The organism is Actinoplanes sp. NPDC049316 (assembly GCF_040677315.1).
In the GTDB taxonomy this organism is placed as follows: domain Bacteria; phylum Actinomycetota; class Actinomycetes; order Mycobacteriales; family Micromonosporaceae; genus Actinoplanes.
This window is the reverse complement of the sequence record NZ_JBFAQM010000008.1, coordinates 148021-162290: the sequence shown is the minus strand read 5'-3', so window position 1 is coordinate 162290 and position 14270 is coordinate 148021. Positions and strand designations below refer to the sequence as shown.

Genomic DNA, 14270 nt, shown 5'->3' with positions numbered 1-14270 from the left:
CGTCGCCGCCCTGGTAGATGCTTGACGCTCCGTTCGGCTTACGCCTTAGTGAGTGTTTGAGATGTTGATCAGGGCCAGGTGAAGGTGCGGCGGCGTTGGCGGCGGGCAGGGTGTCCGCGGGTGATCCGGCGGAGCATGCCGTTGATGGCAGCCCAGCGGATGACGGCTTCGGAGACTCCCGGGTGGCGTTCGTAGTCGCGGGCCAGGCGGCGGTGCGCGGTGAGCCAGGCCAGCGTTCTCTCCACCACCCAACGGCGTGGATGGACGGCGAACCCGCGCTGCTCGGCGGGTTTGCGCACAATCTCGACCGTGGTTCTGAGCGTGTCGCGGGCCCAATCGACGAACCGGCCGGCGAACCCGGAATCGGCGAAGACGTGCCGGACCGGGCAGGTCAGATACATGCCGAGCAAGGCGGTCTTGCCGCCGTCGCGGTCCTGCCACGACGCGGCCAGAACGGCAACGGTGATCAGCAGGCCGGCGGTGTCGGTGACGATGAACCGCTTGCGACCGTTGATCTTCTTACCCGCGTCGTAGCCGCGCGAGTCCCGGCCCACGGTGTCGGCGCCCTTGATGCTCTGCGAGTCAAGCACCCCGGCCGACGGCTCTGGCTCACGGCCCTGCGCCACGCGGGCTTTGACCCGCAGCACGGCGAGCAATCTCTCCGTGACGCCGGTGTCTTCCCACCGGGTGAAGTACCAGTACACCGTCTGCCACGGCGGCAGATCCGCCGGCAGGTACCGCCACGGACACCCCGAGCGAACCAGGTAGAGGATCGCGTTGACGATCTCGCGGCGCGGATGCTTCTCGGGCCTGCCGTCCCCACTCGGCTCGGGAAGCAGATCCTTGACCAGCTCCCACTGGGCATCGGTCAGGTCAGAGGGGTAACCACGGCGCGATGACACCGCGCCACTCTGCCCGAGCCGACCACCGACGTCATGTCGGCGCACCGTCTACATGAGAACTTTTCAAACACCCACTTAGTCCCGACAACTTTCAGGCCGGCCTCCTCGAAGCGCTGAAGCACACGGCCGATAAGGCCCCGTGCGACGGCATCCGGCTTCAAAAGGACCAGCGTCCGCTCGACTGCAACCACAGCGATACTCCAGTTCATAATCGAAGAACCACAATGATACAGGACAGGCAGGCAGATCAACCGGCACAATAGCGTACGACCCGCTCGCAATCCGACAAGGGACCTGTGGTCTGCTAAGGATTGCGAATCAAGTCGCGAAACTCAACGAAGCCGAGAGACCCTAGCCAGTGAGCGGTATCCCGCGCCGCCTCGGCCGCATCTGGATCTTTCACCTCAAGCGCGCGGCTTAGAATCTGTCTGATTTCATTACGCCCAGCGTAGATGCTCCAACCTTCTTTGATGCGCTCTAGATAAGTCCTTAGAGCGCGTACAGCACGCAGCGGATACTGCTCCGCTACATCCGCCAACGCGGCAAGTGTCACGAACTCCGGCTCCGGCGATACACCCAACGAGAGAACGAACTCAATCTGACTGAGCCGCCATTCCTGTTCAAGCCGGCTACTAGAAGCCCACCAGGAGATTGCGGCAGCCTCGGTGTCCCGATGCTGGGGGCGCTCATGTTGGAGTCTTTCCTTTCGCCATTCCCAAAAGGCCTGAGCCTTCGCAACAGTTTCCGCCTGGAGGTCGTCCGCATCACGCAACACGCGACCTAAGAACTCAATGGCCCACTTCCTGGTTTCAGGCAGCGCATTTGCGAAAAACCTATCCAGGAGTCCGCCTTCGTCTCGCAAATCCAGCAGTCCACGCAGATAAAAGGCAACAAGATGCTCGCCCAGCTTCTTGGCGGATGTAGCAGGACCTCCACCAATCCAGCTGGAATCCCCGTAGTCATGGCTCGCACGATCAACAGCGGTCTCATACTGTTGCCGCAAGGCCCTAAAGCAGGAGTTATACGGCTGGCAGTACAGTAGGTAGGCGGTCCACGCCACGTCTTTCAAAGGCGAAGCATCACCATTGGTTGGGAAGATGACAGGGGCAGCTGCGCTCGCCCAATCCTCGTCAACCAACAAGATCCAAGGGAACCTCTGGCCGTAGACAGCGCGAATCGCCTGCGATGGTTCCACGGTCACGTCTAGGTGTCGCGCCAAGACATCTCGCACTTCGGGCATCAATCTGAACCCAGTTGGGCCATTGCCTGCTTTTGCATTCGCTTCTACAAGTCGGCTCACCCAGAGGGCATAAGAGACCACTGCTCGTAGCGCCCGTCCTCGCGTCGTGTTCAGCGATAGGGTTACCGGATCCATGTTCGAGCCGCCGTAGCGAGCCTCGTATTCCGGAGTAGGATCAGAATCCTCGCAAAGCTTAGCAAGCACATCCCAACACTGGAATCGAAGATCTAGCGGAACAGCAGACTCTTCGCGCTGGAATCCTTCCTCCAGGACGCCAGCGACCTCTTTTTTCACCCATCCCCACCGACCATAGTCGTCGTCGCCTCGGGCATCCTCGTCGCGGTCGACGTCCATTTGCGCTACCGAAGCCAACAATGGAACGAGTGACCGCCAAGCAACCTGCCGTCCTTCCCGCAGGCCGCTAGTGATGCCTATAAGTGCCCACTGAGCATAGATGGGTCGGAGTCGGCTCAACTGCGGGGCGAAGCGAGACACGCGATCTGGATCCATCTCAGCGAGGCGGTTAAGTTCCCTCGCCAAACCCTCTGGAGATGGTTCATTCCACCGATCTACGTGGCCTTCAAAAGACTGAAGCAGACCCAATATTTCATCGTCTGAAAGGCCAACAAGAGTTTCGGCGTCCGCAGGGCTCTTCACGCCAAAGCTCATCGTGATTTCAAAACTTGTGATGAACTCTGCAGGGCCGAATTCATCCACTAGCGCCAAGTGGCGGCGCTTCCACTCCTCCGGAAGCTGGTCGCCCATAAGGTGCAGGCGCCGTATGCGCCATACTGCGCTATACCTAGCGCTCTCTGAAGGAGTCATGGATTCGCCACGTTGTGCACGTGATTCCAGAACCTTGTTGAGGTCTGGCCCTTCCTCGATCCACGACAAAATGGTTCGCTGGTCGGCGCCGTCAAGATACCCAAATTGGCGGCTCATCAGCCGTCGGTATTCATAACTCGGTTCAGCCGCGAAGAACGCCTCCCTATCGACGAGGATGCGAGCGACGTTCTCATTCCTCTCAGGTGCAGGCTCTGACGCTAACGCCAGAGCCGCTACTCGACGTAGAACTCTGCTTCGACCTCGGAGTAGCTGGTCAAGCAGGAGCTCATCGGAGACGATTCCCGCTCGCCGCGCCTCCTTGACAGCATTTCTAAGCGCCGTAACGGAGGCTTGAAAGATATTCCTATCGCTACGCTCATCCGAATCTAGCCGAGGTCGCCATACTTGCGAATAGTCCTCTCCGCGCTCCGACTCCCTTGGGTAGGAAATCAATGCAGCCTCATCGACCAGACTTACAAGGTAGTTGATTAACTCTGACGGCGCAGTATGGACCAGATCCTCCACGGCCTGATCTATCAGCGTCGCATACAGCCATTGGGAGATTTTGTCGCTCTTGAGGTCGTAAATAGGAGCTAGTGGATCGGCTTCATCACCTTCGTCGCGAGCCGGTGGACGGAACAGCTCACGAACGAAGTCAATAGCAAACTGCGGCTCGCCTTCCTTCGCCAGCTTCGCCGCGAGCTCGACAATTGCGCCTGGCAGTGAAAAGTACAGATGCTTCCGACGCCGAAGCCACTCCAATTCCTTAGCAATGAGCGGGCGGCCAGACGAGAGCGGAACCCTCTTTGCAATACCGACCAAGTTTTCATGAACGCGCTCATTGTCAGTCTCGATTCCGAGCGCCACATCCACGACGGTATCTGGGTCCTTCGCGGCGACCCGTTCCAGGAACTCGGAAGGAGGCCATGCTAGCGCCCTCACCCCTTCATCCGTAACCTCCAGCTGCGGAGGATCCGCAAAAAGCCCTCTGTTCGCCAATGGCGCCACCCACTCAGGCGAGTCCAGTCGCTTAAAAAAGTAGTCGTAATTTGCGCGCCGCTTCGAGATTTGTTGTATAGCACGCTCAACGAGCTCAGGATCGATCGCCACGGTTCGCCTCCTCGATGATCTGATCGACCACGTCGAAGTCCGCGAAGGTGCGCGGCCTAAGTCGGTCAAGCATGAACCGCTCCAAAGAATCTAGATATGCATAGAACTCTGCCTCTTCTGGATCCTTGCGATAGTGGCAAACGCTTATGAAGTAATCTCGCGTTATATCCCACTCGCTCGCTGCTATTGCCGCTAGAGGTCCAGGCACATCCCTACCGGAGGCGTCCATGCGACGCAATGTCGCAGCAAGCTCGTCCCGCCGCTTGGGCCTATTCTCCGCCTTCCAGGAGAAAAATTCATCCAGCGCGATTAGCGCCTGCCGGAGGGGCTGATCGATTTCACCGGTCCACTGCCCATCGCTGTTGCACTTGCTGCGATCGACGGCGCCCTTCCATTTCAGCTCCGGTTTTTGAAGCTTGTCACCAAGTCGATCCTGCTTGCCCGAGCTCACGAAACCCAAGCTCTCCGGAACCAGATTGATCATCTCTCGCAAGGTATGCGCAGCCTGTACAAAACGCTCAGTGTTTTCCGCCTGACGCAGAGCAATCAGTGAGCCGAGGTACATCCTCTTAAGTCGGGTTTCTAGCGATTCGAGCGCTTCTACCAGCGCTCGTTGCTGTCCTGTGAGACGCAGGCCAAGTTCCGCCGCGGTCGGGGCCTCCGGTCCAGGACTCTCCGCTTCGCTGCCATCCATGCCTATCCAGCGCCTCGTCCGCTCGTACCTGCTGCCGATCAGAAGACACTCCAGCATGCCGCACTAGCGGAGCCGATGCGGTCCTCAGATGTAGGAAGTTGACGATCGTGTCGTCTCGTCTCAATTTCCGTCTCGGTCGGGGTGGTTCAGTACCATCCGGCCCTGACCGCTTCCCGGCTGTCTTGGCAGGTGACGCCGCGTGAAGGATCTTCGCGAACTCGCGTACGCAGACTTGGAAAGCGTGTTGGGTTCACACCCTCACGAGTTCGAATCTCGTATCCTCCGCCAGCCTGAGCAGGCAGACGTAGAAGGCCGGACCCGAAGGTCCGGCCTTCGTCGTTTCCGTGGTCGGCGCAGGGACAGCGGCACCTGGCGCGGGCGGCGTACCTTCTGATCATGTTGAGCCGCCTGATGGCCGCGACCGCCCGCCACCGGCGCCTCATCCTGAGCTGCGAGCTCCTCGTGGCGCTCGCCGTCGTCGTCCTCGACCCCGGACGCCACTTCTTCCCCTGGGCGATCGCCGTCGTGCTGGTCGGCCTGGCCCTGGCGATCGCCGCCGTCAATCGGCGGCAGGCGGCCTTGGTGCTCGAGTCGGAGCCGCCCGCGTTCGGCACGCCGGTCAACCCCGGCCCGGTCTTCCTGTTCGGCGCGTACGTGCCGATCATGGGCTCGAACGTCGGGACGAGCCTGCGCAACGTCGCGGAGCGGGACGAGCTCTGGCAGCTTGACCTGGTCGTCGTGGTCCTGTGCGCGGTAGCGCTCGGCCTGCTGATCCGCGCCACGTGGGTCGGCCAGGACTTTCAGCTGCGGCGCGACGGTGTGGTGCACCGCACTGCCGTCGGATCACTGGTCGTCCCGTGGGAGGCGTTCGCGCTCGATCAGCCCGCGTATCCGGGTGGCAAGGACGGCCAGGTGGCGTTCACCTACCGGCGTCCCGAGCTGGTGCGCCGGCGTGGGCTGCCGCGAGGCTGGGAGCTCAGGACGGTGACCGGCGTCGACGTGTGGTTCCTCTCGCGGGTCATCCACCACTACGTCACCCATCCCGAGCACCGGGCGGCCATCGGTACGGAAGGGGAGTACCGGCGCCTCCGGGAGAGCCTGGAGCTCACGCCGGAACCGCGCTGACCTCGTCCATCGTCCGTACGCGGGGCAACGGCGACCGGACCAGCCACAGCGAGCCCAGCACCCCGCCCACGGCCGCGACCAGCAGCGTGGGCCGCAGGCCGAGCAGGTCTCCGAGCAGCCCGCCGACCGCGGCGCCGAGCGGACGCGCGCCGTAGTTGATGGTGCCGTAGACGCCGGCGACCCGGCTGCGCATCTCGTCGGCCATGGCCACGGCCATCACCGAGTTCAGGTTGATGTCCATCAGCATCACTCCGAAGCCCGCCACCGCCTCGGCCGCACCCAGCACCGCCGCGGCCAGCCATGACGGCCCGGCAGCCACGGCGATCGCGGCGGTCGGGGCCGGGAACAGGACGGCGCCGAGGAGCATGGTCCGGCCGACGCCGAAGCGCCGGGAGATGCGGGGGGCCAGCGCCGCGCCGGCGAGGCCGCCGAACGCGCCGAAGCCGAGGGCCAGACCGAGCAGGGAGACCGGGAGGCCGAGCGTACGGGTCGCGAAGAGCGCCAGCAGCGCCTGCGCCACGAACCCGAAGAAGTTGACCGTCGTCACGCAGCCCAGCCCGGCGCGCAGGTACTCGTGGCGCAGCACGTACCGCAGACCCGACAGCGGGGATGCCGAGGCCGAGACCGGCGCGGGCCCGGTCTTGATCCGCGTGATCAGCAGGGCCGAGGCGAGGAACGACAGCGCGTCGGCGAGCAGGGCGATCGGCGCGGTCAGGGCCTGGATCAGCAGGCCGCCGAGCGCCGGCCCGGCCACGAACGACGCCGAGCGGCTGATGCTCAGCTTGCTGTTGGCGTCGACGTACCGGTCGCGGTGGACGAGGGCCACGAAGAACGACGGGTACGCCGAGGAGAACAGCACCTGTCCCGCACCGGCGAGCAGGGCCACCGCGAAGAGCTGGGTGAGCGTGACAGCGCCGAGCCAATGGGCGACCGGGAGGCTCATCAGCGCGGCCGCCCGCAGCAGGTCCGCGGCGATGAGCAGCCGGCGGCGGTCGGGACGGCGGTCCACCCAGGAGCCGACGAGCACCGCGAACAGGTTCGGCGTCCAGACGGCGGCGGTGAGCAGCCCGACCTGCGTCGGGCCCGCGCTGAGGCCGACCACCGCGATGACGGGCAGCGCCAGCTCGGTGATCCGGTCGCCGAACTGGGAGATCGTCTGCCCGGCCCAGAGCTTGCCGAAGCCGGTCATGACGGCAGGTAGTGCCGGAGTATCCGGACCTTGCGTGCCCCGTCCGGCGCGTCGGCCTCGGCGCGGTGCACGTACGGCGCGATCAGCTCGTCGATCTTCGCCTCGAGGCCGGCGAGCTCCTCGGCGGTGAGCGGCACAGTCGTGTTGGAGACGCCGGAGAGCCGCAGCCATTCCGGGGGCAGGTGCGGCGCGATGTCCGTCGTCCAGGCGGTGGCCTGCTCCTGCGCGGTGATCATCAACTGATCGCCGAGGGCCCGGCCGGCGGTCTGCGACTCGGGGTCGGTGCCCATCCGCACCGAGAAGCCGCGCGCCACGGCCTTCCACCACCGCTGCCGGCGGTCGCCTGGCACCTCGTCCGGGTCGGCGTCGGTGACCAGCCCGAAGCCGGCGAGGTGCCGCAGATGCCAGCTGGTCACGGACGGCGTCGCGCCGACGTGCGCCGACAGTCCGGTCGCGGTCGCGGGCCCGTTGCGCTGGAGAGAAGACAGGATCGCCAGGCGTACGGGATGAGCAAGCGCGCGCATCGCCTGCGGGTCGGTGACCTCCACGTCGCCGAACGGATTCGTGAGAGACATCTCTCGAGAGTAGTCTCTCACGTTTCACGCAGCACAGGCGGGCCTGCTGTGTATCAACAGAGCGCCCAGTGTCGTCACACAGCAAGCCGAGGCGAGATACAGTGATACACAGCTGAAGTACAGAGGTGGGTCTACCTCGGGGCGACGGAGGGGGTGCAGGTGAACGCGGACGACGTCATTGAGCTGATCAACAGCCTCCGCAGCATCGGAAATGACACGCTGACCTGCGAGGTCAAAAGGGCGCAAGGCGGCCTGCCGGCGAACATCTGGGAGACCATCAGCGCTTTCTCGAACGCCATGGGCGGGTTCATCCTGCTCGGCGTCGACGAGAAGTCCGGCTTCCAGGTCACTGGCGTGCAGGATCCGGGTGGTCAAGAGTCGCAGCTGGCCGCTGTCTGCTCGGAGATGGAGCCTCCGGTGCGGGCTGAGATCTACTCCATCGCTGTCGAGAACCGCATGGTGATCGTTTGCGAGGTGCCTCAACTACCGAGAGATCAGCGGCCCTGCCACAAGAGGTCGCTCGGTCCGTGGGCAGGTTCGCGGATCCGCGTCAGCGACGGCGATCGCAAGCTGACCGACTACGAGGTCAGCGTGCTTCTGTCGAACCGAAGGGAGCAGAAGCACGACTTGGAGCCTGTCGTATCCGCCGGCTTCGACGACTTGGATCAGGATTTGATCCGCGCCTTTCTGCGCCGGATACGGGAGACGAGAAGCGATGTCTTCCGCCGGGTGGACGACGAGCGGGCCCTGAGGATGCTCAACGTCCTGACGACGCACGAGGGCCGCACTGTTCCCACGCTCGCCGGCCTCCTCGTCTTCGGCCTGTATCCCCAGACTTTCGAGCCTCAGCTCGACATCACCTTCGTCGCCTACCCGGCGTCAGAGCCGGGACATCTGGGTCGGGCAGGCGAGCGCTTCACCGAGAACAGGTCGATCGACGGTCCCATCCCCTTCATGGTCGCGGAGTGCATCCGGATCCTGAAACGCAACATGCGCCGGCGGAGCATCGTGTCGGGGATCTTCCGGGTCGACGAGTGGGAGTATCCCGAAGAAGTGCTGCGGGAAGCCTTGGTCAACGCCCTCGTGCACCGGGACTATTCGGAGTTCGCCAGAGGCACTCAAGTTCAGGTGGAGCTGTACCCGGACCGGCTTGTCATCCGGAATCCCGGCGGGCTGTACGGGCCGGTCGACGTGCGGTCTCTCGGCGTGACGACCGTGACGTCATCCCGGAACAGGGTGCTCCTGAAGATCCTGGAGGACACGCCGTTCGGGGACGGCCACATGGTCTGCGAGAACCGAGGCACAGGGATCGCAAGGATGCTCGTGGCATTGACAGAAGCCGGCATGGAGCCGCCTGGCTTCGTCGACGATGTCTCGACTTTCACTGCAGAGTTCCCCAACCACACCCTCCTGGACGAGGAAGCGCTGCAATGGCTCAGCACACTGAGCGACGGACCGTTGACACGGTCGCAGATGACCGCCCTCGCGATGATGCGCAACGGCGCTGTTCTGAACAACAGCAGCTATCGGGCCTCCACCGGTGTGCACGACAGCAGAGCGGCGAGTCGCGAGTTGCGCGATCTGGTGGACCGGGGCGTGATCGAACAGATAGGCACTCGCGGAGCCGCGGTCTACCGCCTGGTGGGCTCAGGCGTAGAGGAGACCGAACTGCTGGATCGCTCAGACTTCGGCAATCCCGCACACCAGGTCAATCTCACCGAGATCGAGCGGGAGGTTCTTGCCGCCGTGCGGCACGGCATGACCTCGAGAGCTGAGGTGGAGAGCGCCACGGGTTTGGCACACCAACCGGTCATCCGGGCACTGCAACGCCTTCGGGACATCGGTCTCGTTCACATGCAGGGCAAGCCCCGCTCACGGACGACGAAGTGGATCGCTTCCTGAGCTTCGGGGGTCCCGGCCGGCTCGACGGCACAGCCGGGCGTCGCAGGCCGGACACCGCTGACGACGTCGGCGAGACCGGGCGGCGACGTAGCGGGCGGCCGCGCTAGATGCGCGCCGCCGCGATGGCGTCGTCCACCTCGGGGAAGATCGCGAAGTAGCGGCTCAGCCCCACGGTGTCGAGCAGCTCCGCGACGAATCTGCTGGCGCAGGCGAAGCTGAGCCAGCCACCGCGGGCGTCGATGACCTGCTTCGCGGTGATGAACGCACTGAGCCCCACGGAGTCGCAGAAATTGAGCGCCGAGAGGTCCACGACGATGCGTGGGACCGGCCGTTCGAGCAGGTTCGCGATGAGGTCGTGCAGCTTCGGGGCGGTGTCGGCGTCGAGTTCGCCGCTCAGGCGGACCACGGCGACGTCGGTGCGGTGATCGGTGACGGTGGCCTGCATGGGATCGCTTTCGTCCTGGTTGCGCGGCTCCCCAATCTAGATCGCTTTGATCTTCGGATGGCGCACACCACGTCCGTCCGGATTACGAACGAGCATCCGCATTGCGCAGCCGGATGCCGCTGAACTGCAGCGATGACGCGACGATGGCGTCACACAGGCTCCACAGGTCCGGGACGAGCCGCAGTTCGATCCCCGCGTCCTCGTGCAGGGCCAGCAGATCCCCGACCGGCTCGGGCGGGCCCAGCGGCGTCACCGGCTCGGTGGCGACCATGGCGTGCGGCCGTGGTGTCCCCATCGGACGGAACGGCCCGGCGTCGAAGCGGTAGGCGTACAGCCGGGTGGTCTGCATCCGATGCAGCCAGGCGTATTCGACGGCGTGCATGCGTCCCGCGCTGAGCAGGCGGCGGTCGGCGTCCGTGGTGTCCGGCCCGGTCCAGGCCAGCACGCGGGGGCAGTCGCGGGGGAACCAGTACGAGGGCGCCTGCCCGGCGTCGACCGCCCACACGTACGGCTCCGGTTCGCGGGCGGTGGCCGCGACGTGCGGCTCGAAGCGCGCGATGTGCGGATCCTCGGAGAAGTGCAGAACCTGACCGGCGGGAGGGCGCATGAGGACGGTGTAGCAGAACCGGGCCGGACCCCGTGGGGTCCGGCCCGGTCGTCGGCTGGCCGAGAGAAAGTCGCATGCGGCGCAGCCCGGCGGTTCCTGGCGTCAGATCTGACGCCACCGCCAGCGTGGACCGCGCCACGCGTCAGCCAGGATCAGCGCGGAGGCCTTACCCGGACACTGCTGCACCTTGGATTTGCCCTGGGGGCCGCCCATCTGGGCTTCGACCTCCCAGACTTCTCCATTGGTGCGGACGTAGACGTCCCGGCGCGCGAGCCGGACGTCACCATTCCACCAGTGCTGCTCAACTCTCACACGTCAACTTTACGACAGACATAGACAACTCTGCGCGATGCGAATCTGCGAAAGTTTTTCGACGGGCGGCCGAAGCGAGTTGTCCGATCCGGTGGTTTTCCGCCTGATACCTTGCGTCACGGCGACATATTAGGGCGGCGTCTTAACAGACACTCTCAGTAGTTGTCGCAGGTCGAGGGCCCGCTGCCGACTCGACGAAACGGTACCGACACGCGTACGTCATCCGACCTGCTAATTGATCATGGAATCGAGCCGAGCGGCGGCGGCGAGCCCGGCCACACGAGCAAAACTTGGCACGGTGCGTGATCGACGACAAAACGCGTACGGTGGCCCAGACTGCGGGGTCCGAGGCGTCGCCGGTCCCCGTCCCGGGCCAGGATCAACAGGTCCGCGGAGGCGCACAAGGCCAGCACTTCGTGTTCAGGACGACCACGCACGGTGACAATTTCGGCGTGCCGGTCGAGCCGTTCCGCGGCCGCCTCCAGCAACCGGCGCTCGGCCGCCGCGAGCAGCCCGGCGGGATCGGCGCCGGCGACCCGGCCCAGCAGCCCGGCGGAGCCGCTCAGCGCCGCCTCGGTGTCCACGTCGGAGACATGCAGCAGCGTCACGTCACCGGGCAGGTCGCGCGCCGCGTCGATGCAGGCCTCCCATGTGCCCTCGTCGAGCCACACCAGGATCTTCACAGTCCCGACACTCGCAGACCCAGCCACAGCGACGCCACCCCCACGAGCAGACACGCCGGAACGGTGAGCGCGCCGAGCCGGAGGAATTCCCCGGTCACCGGCGGATGGCCGCGGTGGTGCAATATCCGCCGCCAGAGCAGGGTCGCGAGCGAACCCACGTACGTGAGGTTGGGTCCGATGTTGGCCCCCAGCAGGACCGCGAGCACCAGGCCCGGGGAGTGCGCGGCCAGCGGCAGCAGCATCAGCGTCGCGGGCAGATTGTTGAGCAGGTTCGCCAGCACGGCGGCGAGGCCGGCCATCAGCAGCAGGCCGAGCAGGTCCGGCCGGTGCGGCGCCACGCGGTCGACGACCGTGCCGAACCCGCCGCGGCTCACCGCGAGCACCACGACGCCGAGGGCCAGGACGAAAAGACAGAAACCCGGATTGGCTTTGCGTACGAGCGTCCCCACCGGCTCCCTCTGCCGTACGGCCAGAGCGATCGCACCGCCCAGCGCGACCCAGGCCGGGTGGACGCCCACCGGCCCGCTGATCGCAAAACCGGCCAGCGTCAGCCCCAGCACGACCAGCGCGAACCGTGGCGGCCGCTCGGCCGGGACGTCGGCGGGATGCGGCGGCGTACCCAGGTCGTCGGCGAAGAAGCGGCGCAGGATCAGATACTCGACCGCGATGACGGCGAGCCACGGCAACGCCATCAACCCCGCGAACGTCAGGAACGACAGGCCGGCGGCCGACATCGCGAGCAGATTCGTGAGGTTGGACACCGGCAGCAACAGGGACGCCGAGTTCGCCAGGTGGTTGCAGGCGTACACGTGCGGCCGCGGGCGTACGGCCAGCGTCGACGCCGTGGCGAACACGACCGGGGTCAGCAGCACCACGGTGGCGTCCAGGCTCAGCGCCGCCGTCACCACGGACGCGATGACGAAGACGAGCCCGAGCAGCCGCTGCGGCGACCCGCGACTCCACCGCGCGGCGATCGTCCCGGCGTACCGGAAGACCCCGGCCTCGTCCGCGAGATAGGCGAGCAGCAGCACCGCCGCCAGGAACCCGACGGTCGGACCCAGCTCGGCCAGCTCGCGTACGGCGTCGCGCCACGGCACCAACCCGGTGACCACGGCGATCAGCGCGGCCGGTACGGCGGCGACCGCCTCGGGAAGCCCGCGCGGCCGGGCCACGGCGAAGCCCAGCACGCCGACGAGGAGGACGAGCGAGGCCACGGTGATCACAAGCGGCCCCTGGTGCCCGGATCCCGTAGCGTCGAAACCATGCTGCGCCGTTGGCTCCTCGCCGCTGTCCTGCTCTCGTTCGGCATCATCCTCGCCGTGAGGTCCGGATGGCCGTTCCTCATCGTGTTCGCGCTGCTCGCGGTGGTGGCCTCCCCGCTGGCGTTCCCCCGCTCCATCCCGGCCGCCGAGGCCCAGCGCCGCAGCGCCACGGACGGCAAGGCGATCGTCTACTGGCGGCCCGGCTGCCCGTTCTGCGTCCGCCTGCGCGCCACCCTCGGCCTCCGGTCACGCCGAGCCCATTGGGTCGACATCTGGCAGGACCCGGAGGGCGCGGCGGCGGTCCGCGCGGTCGCGGACGGCAACGAGACGGTCCCCACGGTCATCCTGGCCGGCGCCGCCCACGTCAACCCGGACCCGCGGTGGCTGAGGTCCGCGCTCTGACCAGCAGGTGCGCAACCACCAGCGGTACGACCCCGGCGGGATACCAGGCGACATCCACCCAGTCGAAGTGCGACCCGAGCACGAGCCGCGCGATCAGGCTGCGTTCGGAAAGAGCCGCCGGTAAGCCGGTGAGCTGGAACGCCTCGACCAGCCAGCAGAACGCGACCGCGACGACCCCGGTGGGCAGGGGTGCGATCGTGGGCCGGAGGACGAGGACGCCGGCGTAGATCATGGAGGCGTAGAGCGCGGTGCCGGCGTTCTGCGCGAACGGGCCGCCGGCCAGGGCGCGGACCGCCAGCCCGAGCCCGAGGATCAGCCCGGCGCTTCCCAGGGCCACGAGCCTGCCGTGCACGTTGCTCCTCCCACCGCAGCCGGAAGCGGCGTGATCAGGCCGGGTACGGCAGGTACGCGGCATGTGCCACGGGCGCTTGCTGTGGCCGGCGCATCAACGCGGTGAACGCGTGGCGTCGGGGGCGCAGAAGATGGACCTCGCCACGGCTCTGTCGGCGGACAGGCACAGGCCATCGACGAGAGACCTGCCGTTCACCGGCTCGCCGAGCTCAACGTCGTAGGGCACCTTGTCGTTGCCCTGGCATGGTGCGAACTCCTGGTCCTTGGCGGCGGCGACCTGGAAGGTCACGATCACCTCGGTCGGGGTCAGGCGGACTTCCGGCGGCAACACCTCTCCTGTGACCCCGTTGTTGCAGGCGACCCGGGTGACGAGCGCGGTGAACGCGGTTGATGACTCCTGGAGGTTCTGCTCCGGCGCCACGTACCAGGCGGCGGGATCCCCGCCCCCGCTTGCAGCCGCTCGGGGGTCCAGAGCGCCGCTCGGTTCAGGTGTATCCGCGTCGCAGGCCGCCAGCGCCGCCACGGCCGTCGCCAGCATTAGTCGCCACGCGCGGGGCACTGTTGCCATGAACTCATGGTGCGCCCTGGGTCTCCACCTACGGGGCGAAACGGTGTTGTACTCGCCGGCCGACCAGGGCTGCACAGA

General features: G+C 65.9%; 15 protein-coding genes, 1 tRNA gene and 1 pseudogene. 4 read left to right on the top strand and 13 right to left on the bottom strand.

What is annotated here, in order from left to right; all coding sequences use genetic code 11:
- Positions 1–68 precede the first annotated feature (68 nt).
- The 4 genes and pseudogenes from AB0K03_RS15240 to AB0K03_RS15225 all read right to left on the bottom strand — a co-directional run bounded on the left by AB0K03_RS15240 (position 69) and on the right by AB0K03_RS15225 (position 4771).
- Positions 69–902, bottom strand: a complete 834-nt coding sequence (locus AB0K03_RS15240; RefSeq protein WP_364684609.1) for an IS5 family transposase — start codon at positions 900–902, stop codon at positions 69–71.
- A gap of 74 nt (positions 903–976) precedes the next feature.
- Positions 977–1111: pseudogene (locus AB0K03_RS15235) on the bottom strand (nucleoside-diphosphate kinase); the annotation flags it as partial.
- A 95-nt stretch (positions 1112–1206) separates the two neighbouring features.
- Positions 1207–4077, bottom strand: coding sequence for a hypothetical protein (locus tag AB0K03_RS15230; protein ID WP_364684607.1), 2871 nt, complete (start codon positions 4075–4077; stop codon positions 1207–1209).
- The gene (locus AB0K03_RS15225) at positions 4061–4771 is read right to left on the bottom strand and encodes a hypothetical protein (protein WP_364684605.1); all 711 of its coding nucleotides are present in this window, start codon (positions 4769–4771) and stop codon (positions 4061–4063) included. The genes AB0K03_RS15230 and AB0K03_RS15225 overlap by 17 nt, the downstream gene beginning before the upstream one ends.
- A gap of 201 nt (positions 4772–4972) precedes the next feature.
- Between AB0K03_RS15225 and AB0K03_RS15220 the strand changes: the two genes are divergently transcribed.
- Positions 4973–5059: transfer RNA gene (locus AB0K03_RS15220), tRNA-Phe, on the top strand.
- Between the two features lie 108 nt (positions 5060–5167).
- Positions 5168–5896 carry a hypothetical protein gene (locus AB0K03_RS15215; protein ID WP_364684603.1) on the top strand — a complete coding sequence of 243 codons (729 nt, stop codon included), beginning with the start codon at positions 5168–5170 and terminating at the stop codon, positions 5894–5896.
- Here AB0K03_RS15215 and AB0K03_RS15210 read toward each other — a convergent pair.
- Both AB0K03_RS15210 and AB0K03_RS15205 read right to left on the bottom strand, forming a co-directional pair.
- On the bottom strand, positions 5877–7085 hold the full coding sequence (locus tag AB0K03_RS15210) for an MFS transporter (RefSeq protein ID WP_364684601.1): 1209 nt from the start codon (positions 7083–7085) through the stop codon (positions 5877–5879). The genes AB0K03_RS15215 and AB0K03_RS15210 overlap by 20 nt on opposite strands.
- Complete coding sequence (locus tag AB0K03_RS15205; RefSeq protein WP_364684599.1) at positions 7082–7660, bottom strand: helix-turn-helix domain-containing protein; 579 nt, start codon at positions 7658–7660, stop codon at positions 7082–7084. The genes AB0K03_RS15210 and AB0K03_RS15205 overlap by 4 nt, the downstream gene beginning before the upstream one ends.
- Positions 7661–7819: 159 nt before the next feature.
- Here AB0K03_RS15205 and AB0K03_RS15200 point away from each other — a divergent pair, with 159 nt between their 5' ends.
- A complete protein-coding gene (locus AB0K03_RS15200; protein ID WP_364684597.1) occupies positions 7820–9562 on the top strand; it encodes an ATP-binding protein in 1743 nt (580 codons plus the stop codon).
- Positions 9563–9665: 103 nt separating this feature from the next.
- Here AB0K03_RS15200 and AB0K03_RS15195 read toward each other — a convergent pair whose 3' ends face one another.
- From AB0K03_RS15195 to AB0K03_RS15175, 5 genes are all read right to left on the bottom strand, one after another.
- A complete protein-coding gene (locus AB0K03_RS15195) occupies positions 9666–10007 on the bottom strand; it encodes an STAS domain-containing protein (RefSeq protein WP_364684595.1) in 342 nt (113 codons plus the stop codon).
- An 82-nt stretch (positions 10008–10089) separates the two neighbouring features.
- Complete coding sequence (locus AB0K03_RS15190) at positions 10090–10614, bottom strand: DUF6886 family protein (RefSeq protein WP_364684593.1); 525 nt, start codon at positions 10612–10614, stop codon at positions 10090–10092.
- Positions 10615–10716: 102 nt separating this feature from the next.
- Complete coding sequence (locus tag AB0K03_RS15185) at positions 10717–10926, bottom strand: hypothetical protein (protein ID WP_199510156.1); 210 nt, start codon at positions 10924–10926, stop codon at positions 10717–10719.
- Between the two features lie 239 nt (positions 10927–11165).
- On the bottom strand, positions 11166–11609 hold the full coding sequence (locus AB0K03_RS15180) for a universal stress protein (RefSeq protein WP_364684591.1): 444 nt from the start codon (positions 11607–11609) through the stop codon (positions 11166–11168).
- Positions 11606–12832 (bottom strand): SLC13 family permease, encoded by a 1227-nt coding sequence (locus tag AB0K03_RS15175; protein ID WP_364684589.1) that lies wholly within the window; start codon positions 12830–12832, stop codon positions 11606–11608. The genes AB0K03_RS15180 and AB0K03_RS15175 overlap by 4 nt, the downstream gene beginning before the upstream one ends.
- A 39-nt stretch (positions 12833–12871) precedes the next feature.
- Here AB0K03_RS15175 and AB0K03_RS15170 point away from each other — a divergent pair, with 39 nt between their 5' ends.
- Positions 12872–13273: a glutaredoxin domain-containing protein gene (locus AB0K03_RS15170; protein WP_364684587.1), complete on the top strand. Its 402-nt coding sequence runs from the start codon at positions 12872–12874 to the stop codon at positions 13271–13273.
- On the opposite strand, the gene AB0K03_RS15165 is transcribed toward AB0K03_RS15170, so the two are convergent.
- Both AB0K03_RS15165 and AB0K03_RS15160 read right to left on the bottom strand, forming a co-directional pair.
- Positions 13236–13625 (bottom strand): DUF2809 domain-containing protein, encoded by a 390-nt coding sequence (locus AB0K03_RS15165; RefSeq protein WP_364684585.1) that lies wholly within the window; start codon positions 13623–13625, stop codon positions 13236–13238. The genes AB0K03_RS15170 and AB0K03_RS15165 overlap by 38 nt on opposite strands.
- A 93-nt stretch (positions 13626–13718) precedes the next feature.
- Positions 13719–14192, bottom strand: a complete 474-nt coding sequence (locus tag AB0K03_RS15160; protein WP_364684583.1) for a hypothetical protein — start codon at positions 14190–14192, stop codon at positions 13719–13721.
- Positions 14193–14270: the final 78 nt, after the last annotated feature.

What these genes read in the sequence shown, in the direction of transcription:
- AB0K03_RS15160 (WP_364684583.1), bottom strand. Translation starts at nt 14,192, where the DNA reads ATGGCAACAGTGCCCCGCGCGTGGCGACTAATGCTGGCGACGGCCGTG.
- AB0K03_RS15205 (WP_364684599.1), bottom strand. Translation starts at nt 7,660, where the DNA reads ATGTCTCTCACGAATCCGTTCGGCGACGTGGAGGTCACCGACCCGCAG.
- AB0K03_RS15170 (WP_364684587.1), top strand. Translation starts at nt 12,872, where the DNA reads ATGCTGCGCCGTTGGCTCCTCGCCGCTGTCCTGCTCTCGTTCGGCATC.
- AB0K03_RS15225 (WP_364684605.1), bottom strand. Translation starts at nt 4,771, where the DNA reads ATGGATGGCAGCGAAGCGGAGAGTCCTGGACCGGAGGCCCCGACCGCG.
- AB0K03_RS15215 (WP_364684603.1), top strand. Translation starts at nt 5,168, where the DNA reads ATGTTGAGCCGCCTGATGGCCGCGACCGCCCGCCACCGGCGCCTCATC.
- AB0K03_RS15210 (WP_364684601.1), bottom strand. Translation starts at nt 7,085, where the DNA reads ATGACCGGCTTCGGCAAGCTCTGGGCCGGGCAGACGATCTCCCAGTTC.
- AB0K03_RS15190 (WP_364684593.1), bottom strand. Translation starts at nt 10,614, where the DNA reads ATGCGCCCTCCCGCCGGTCAGGTTCTGCACTTCTCCGAGGATCCGCAC.
- AB0K03_RS15195 (WP_364684595.1), bottom strand. Translation starts at nt 10,007, where the DNA reads ATGCAGGCCACCGTCACCGATCACCGCACCGACGTCGCCGTGGTCCGC.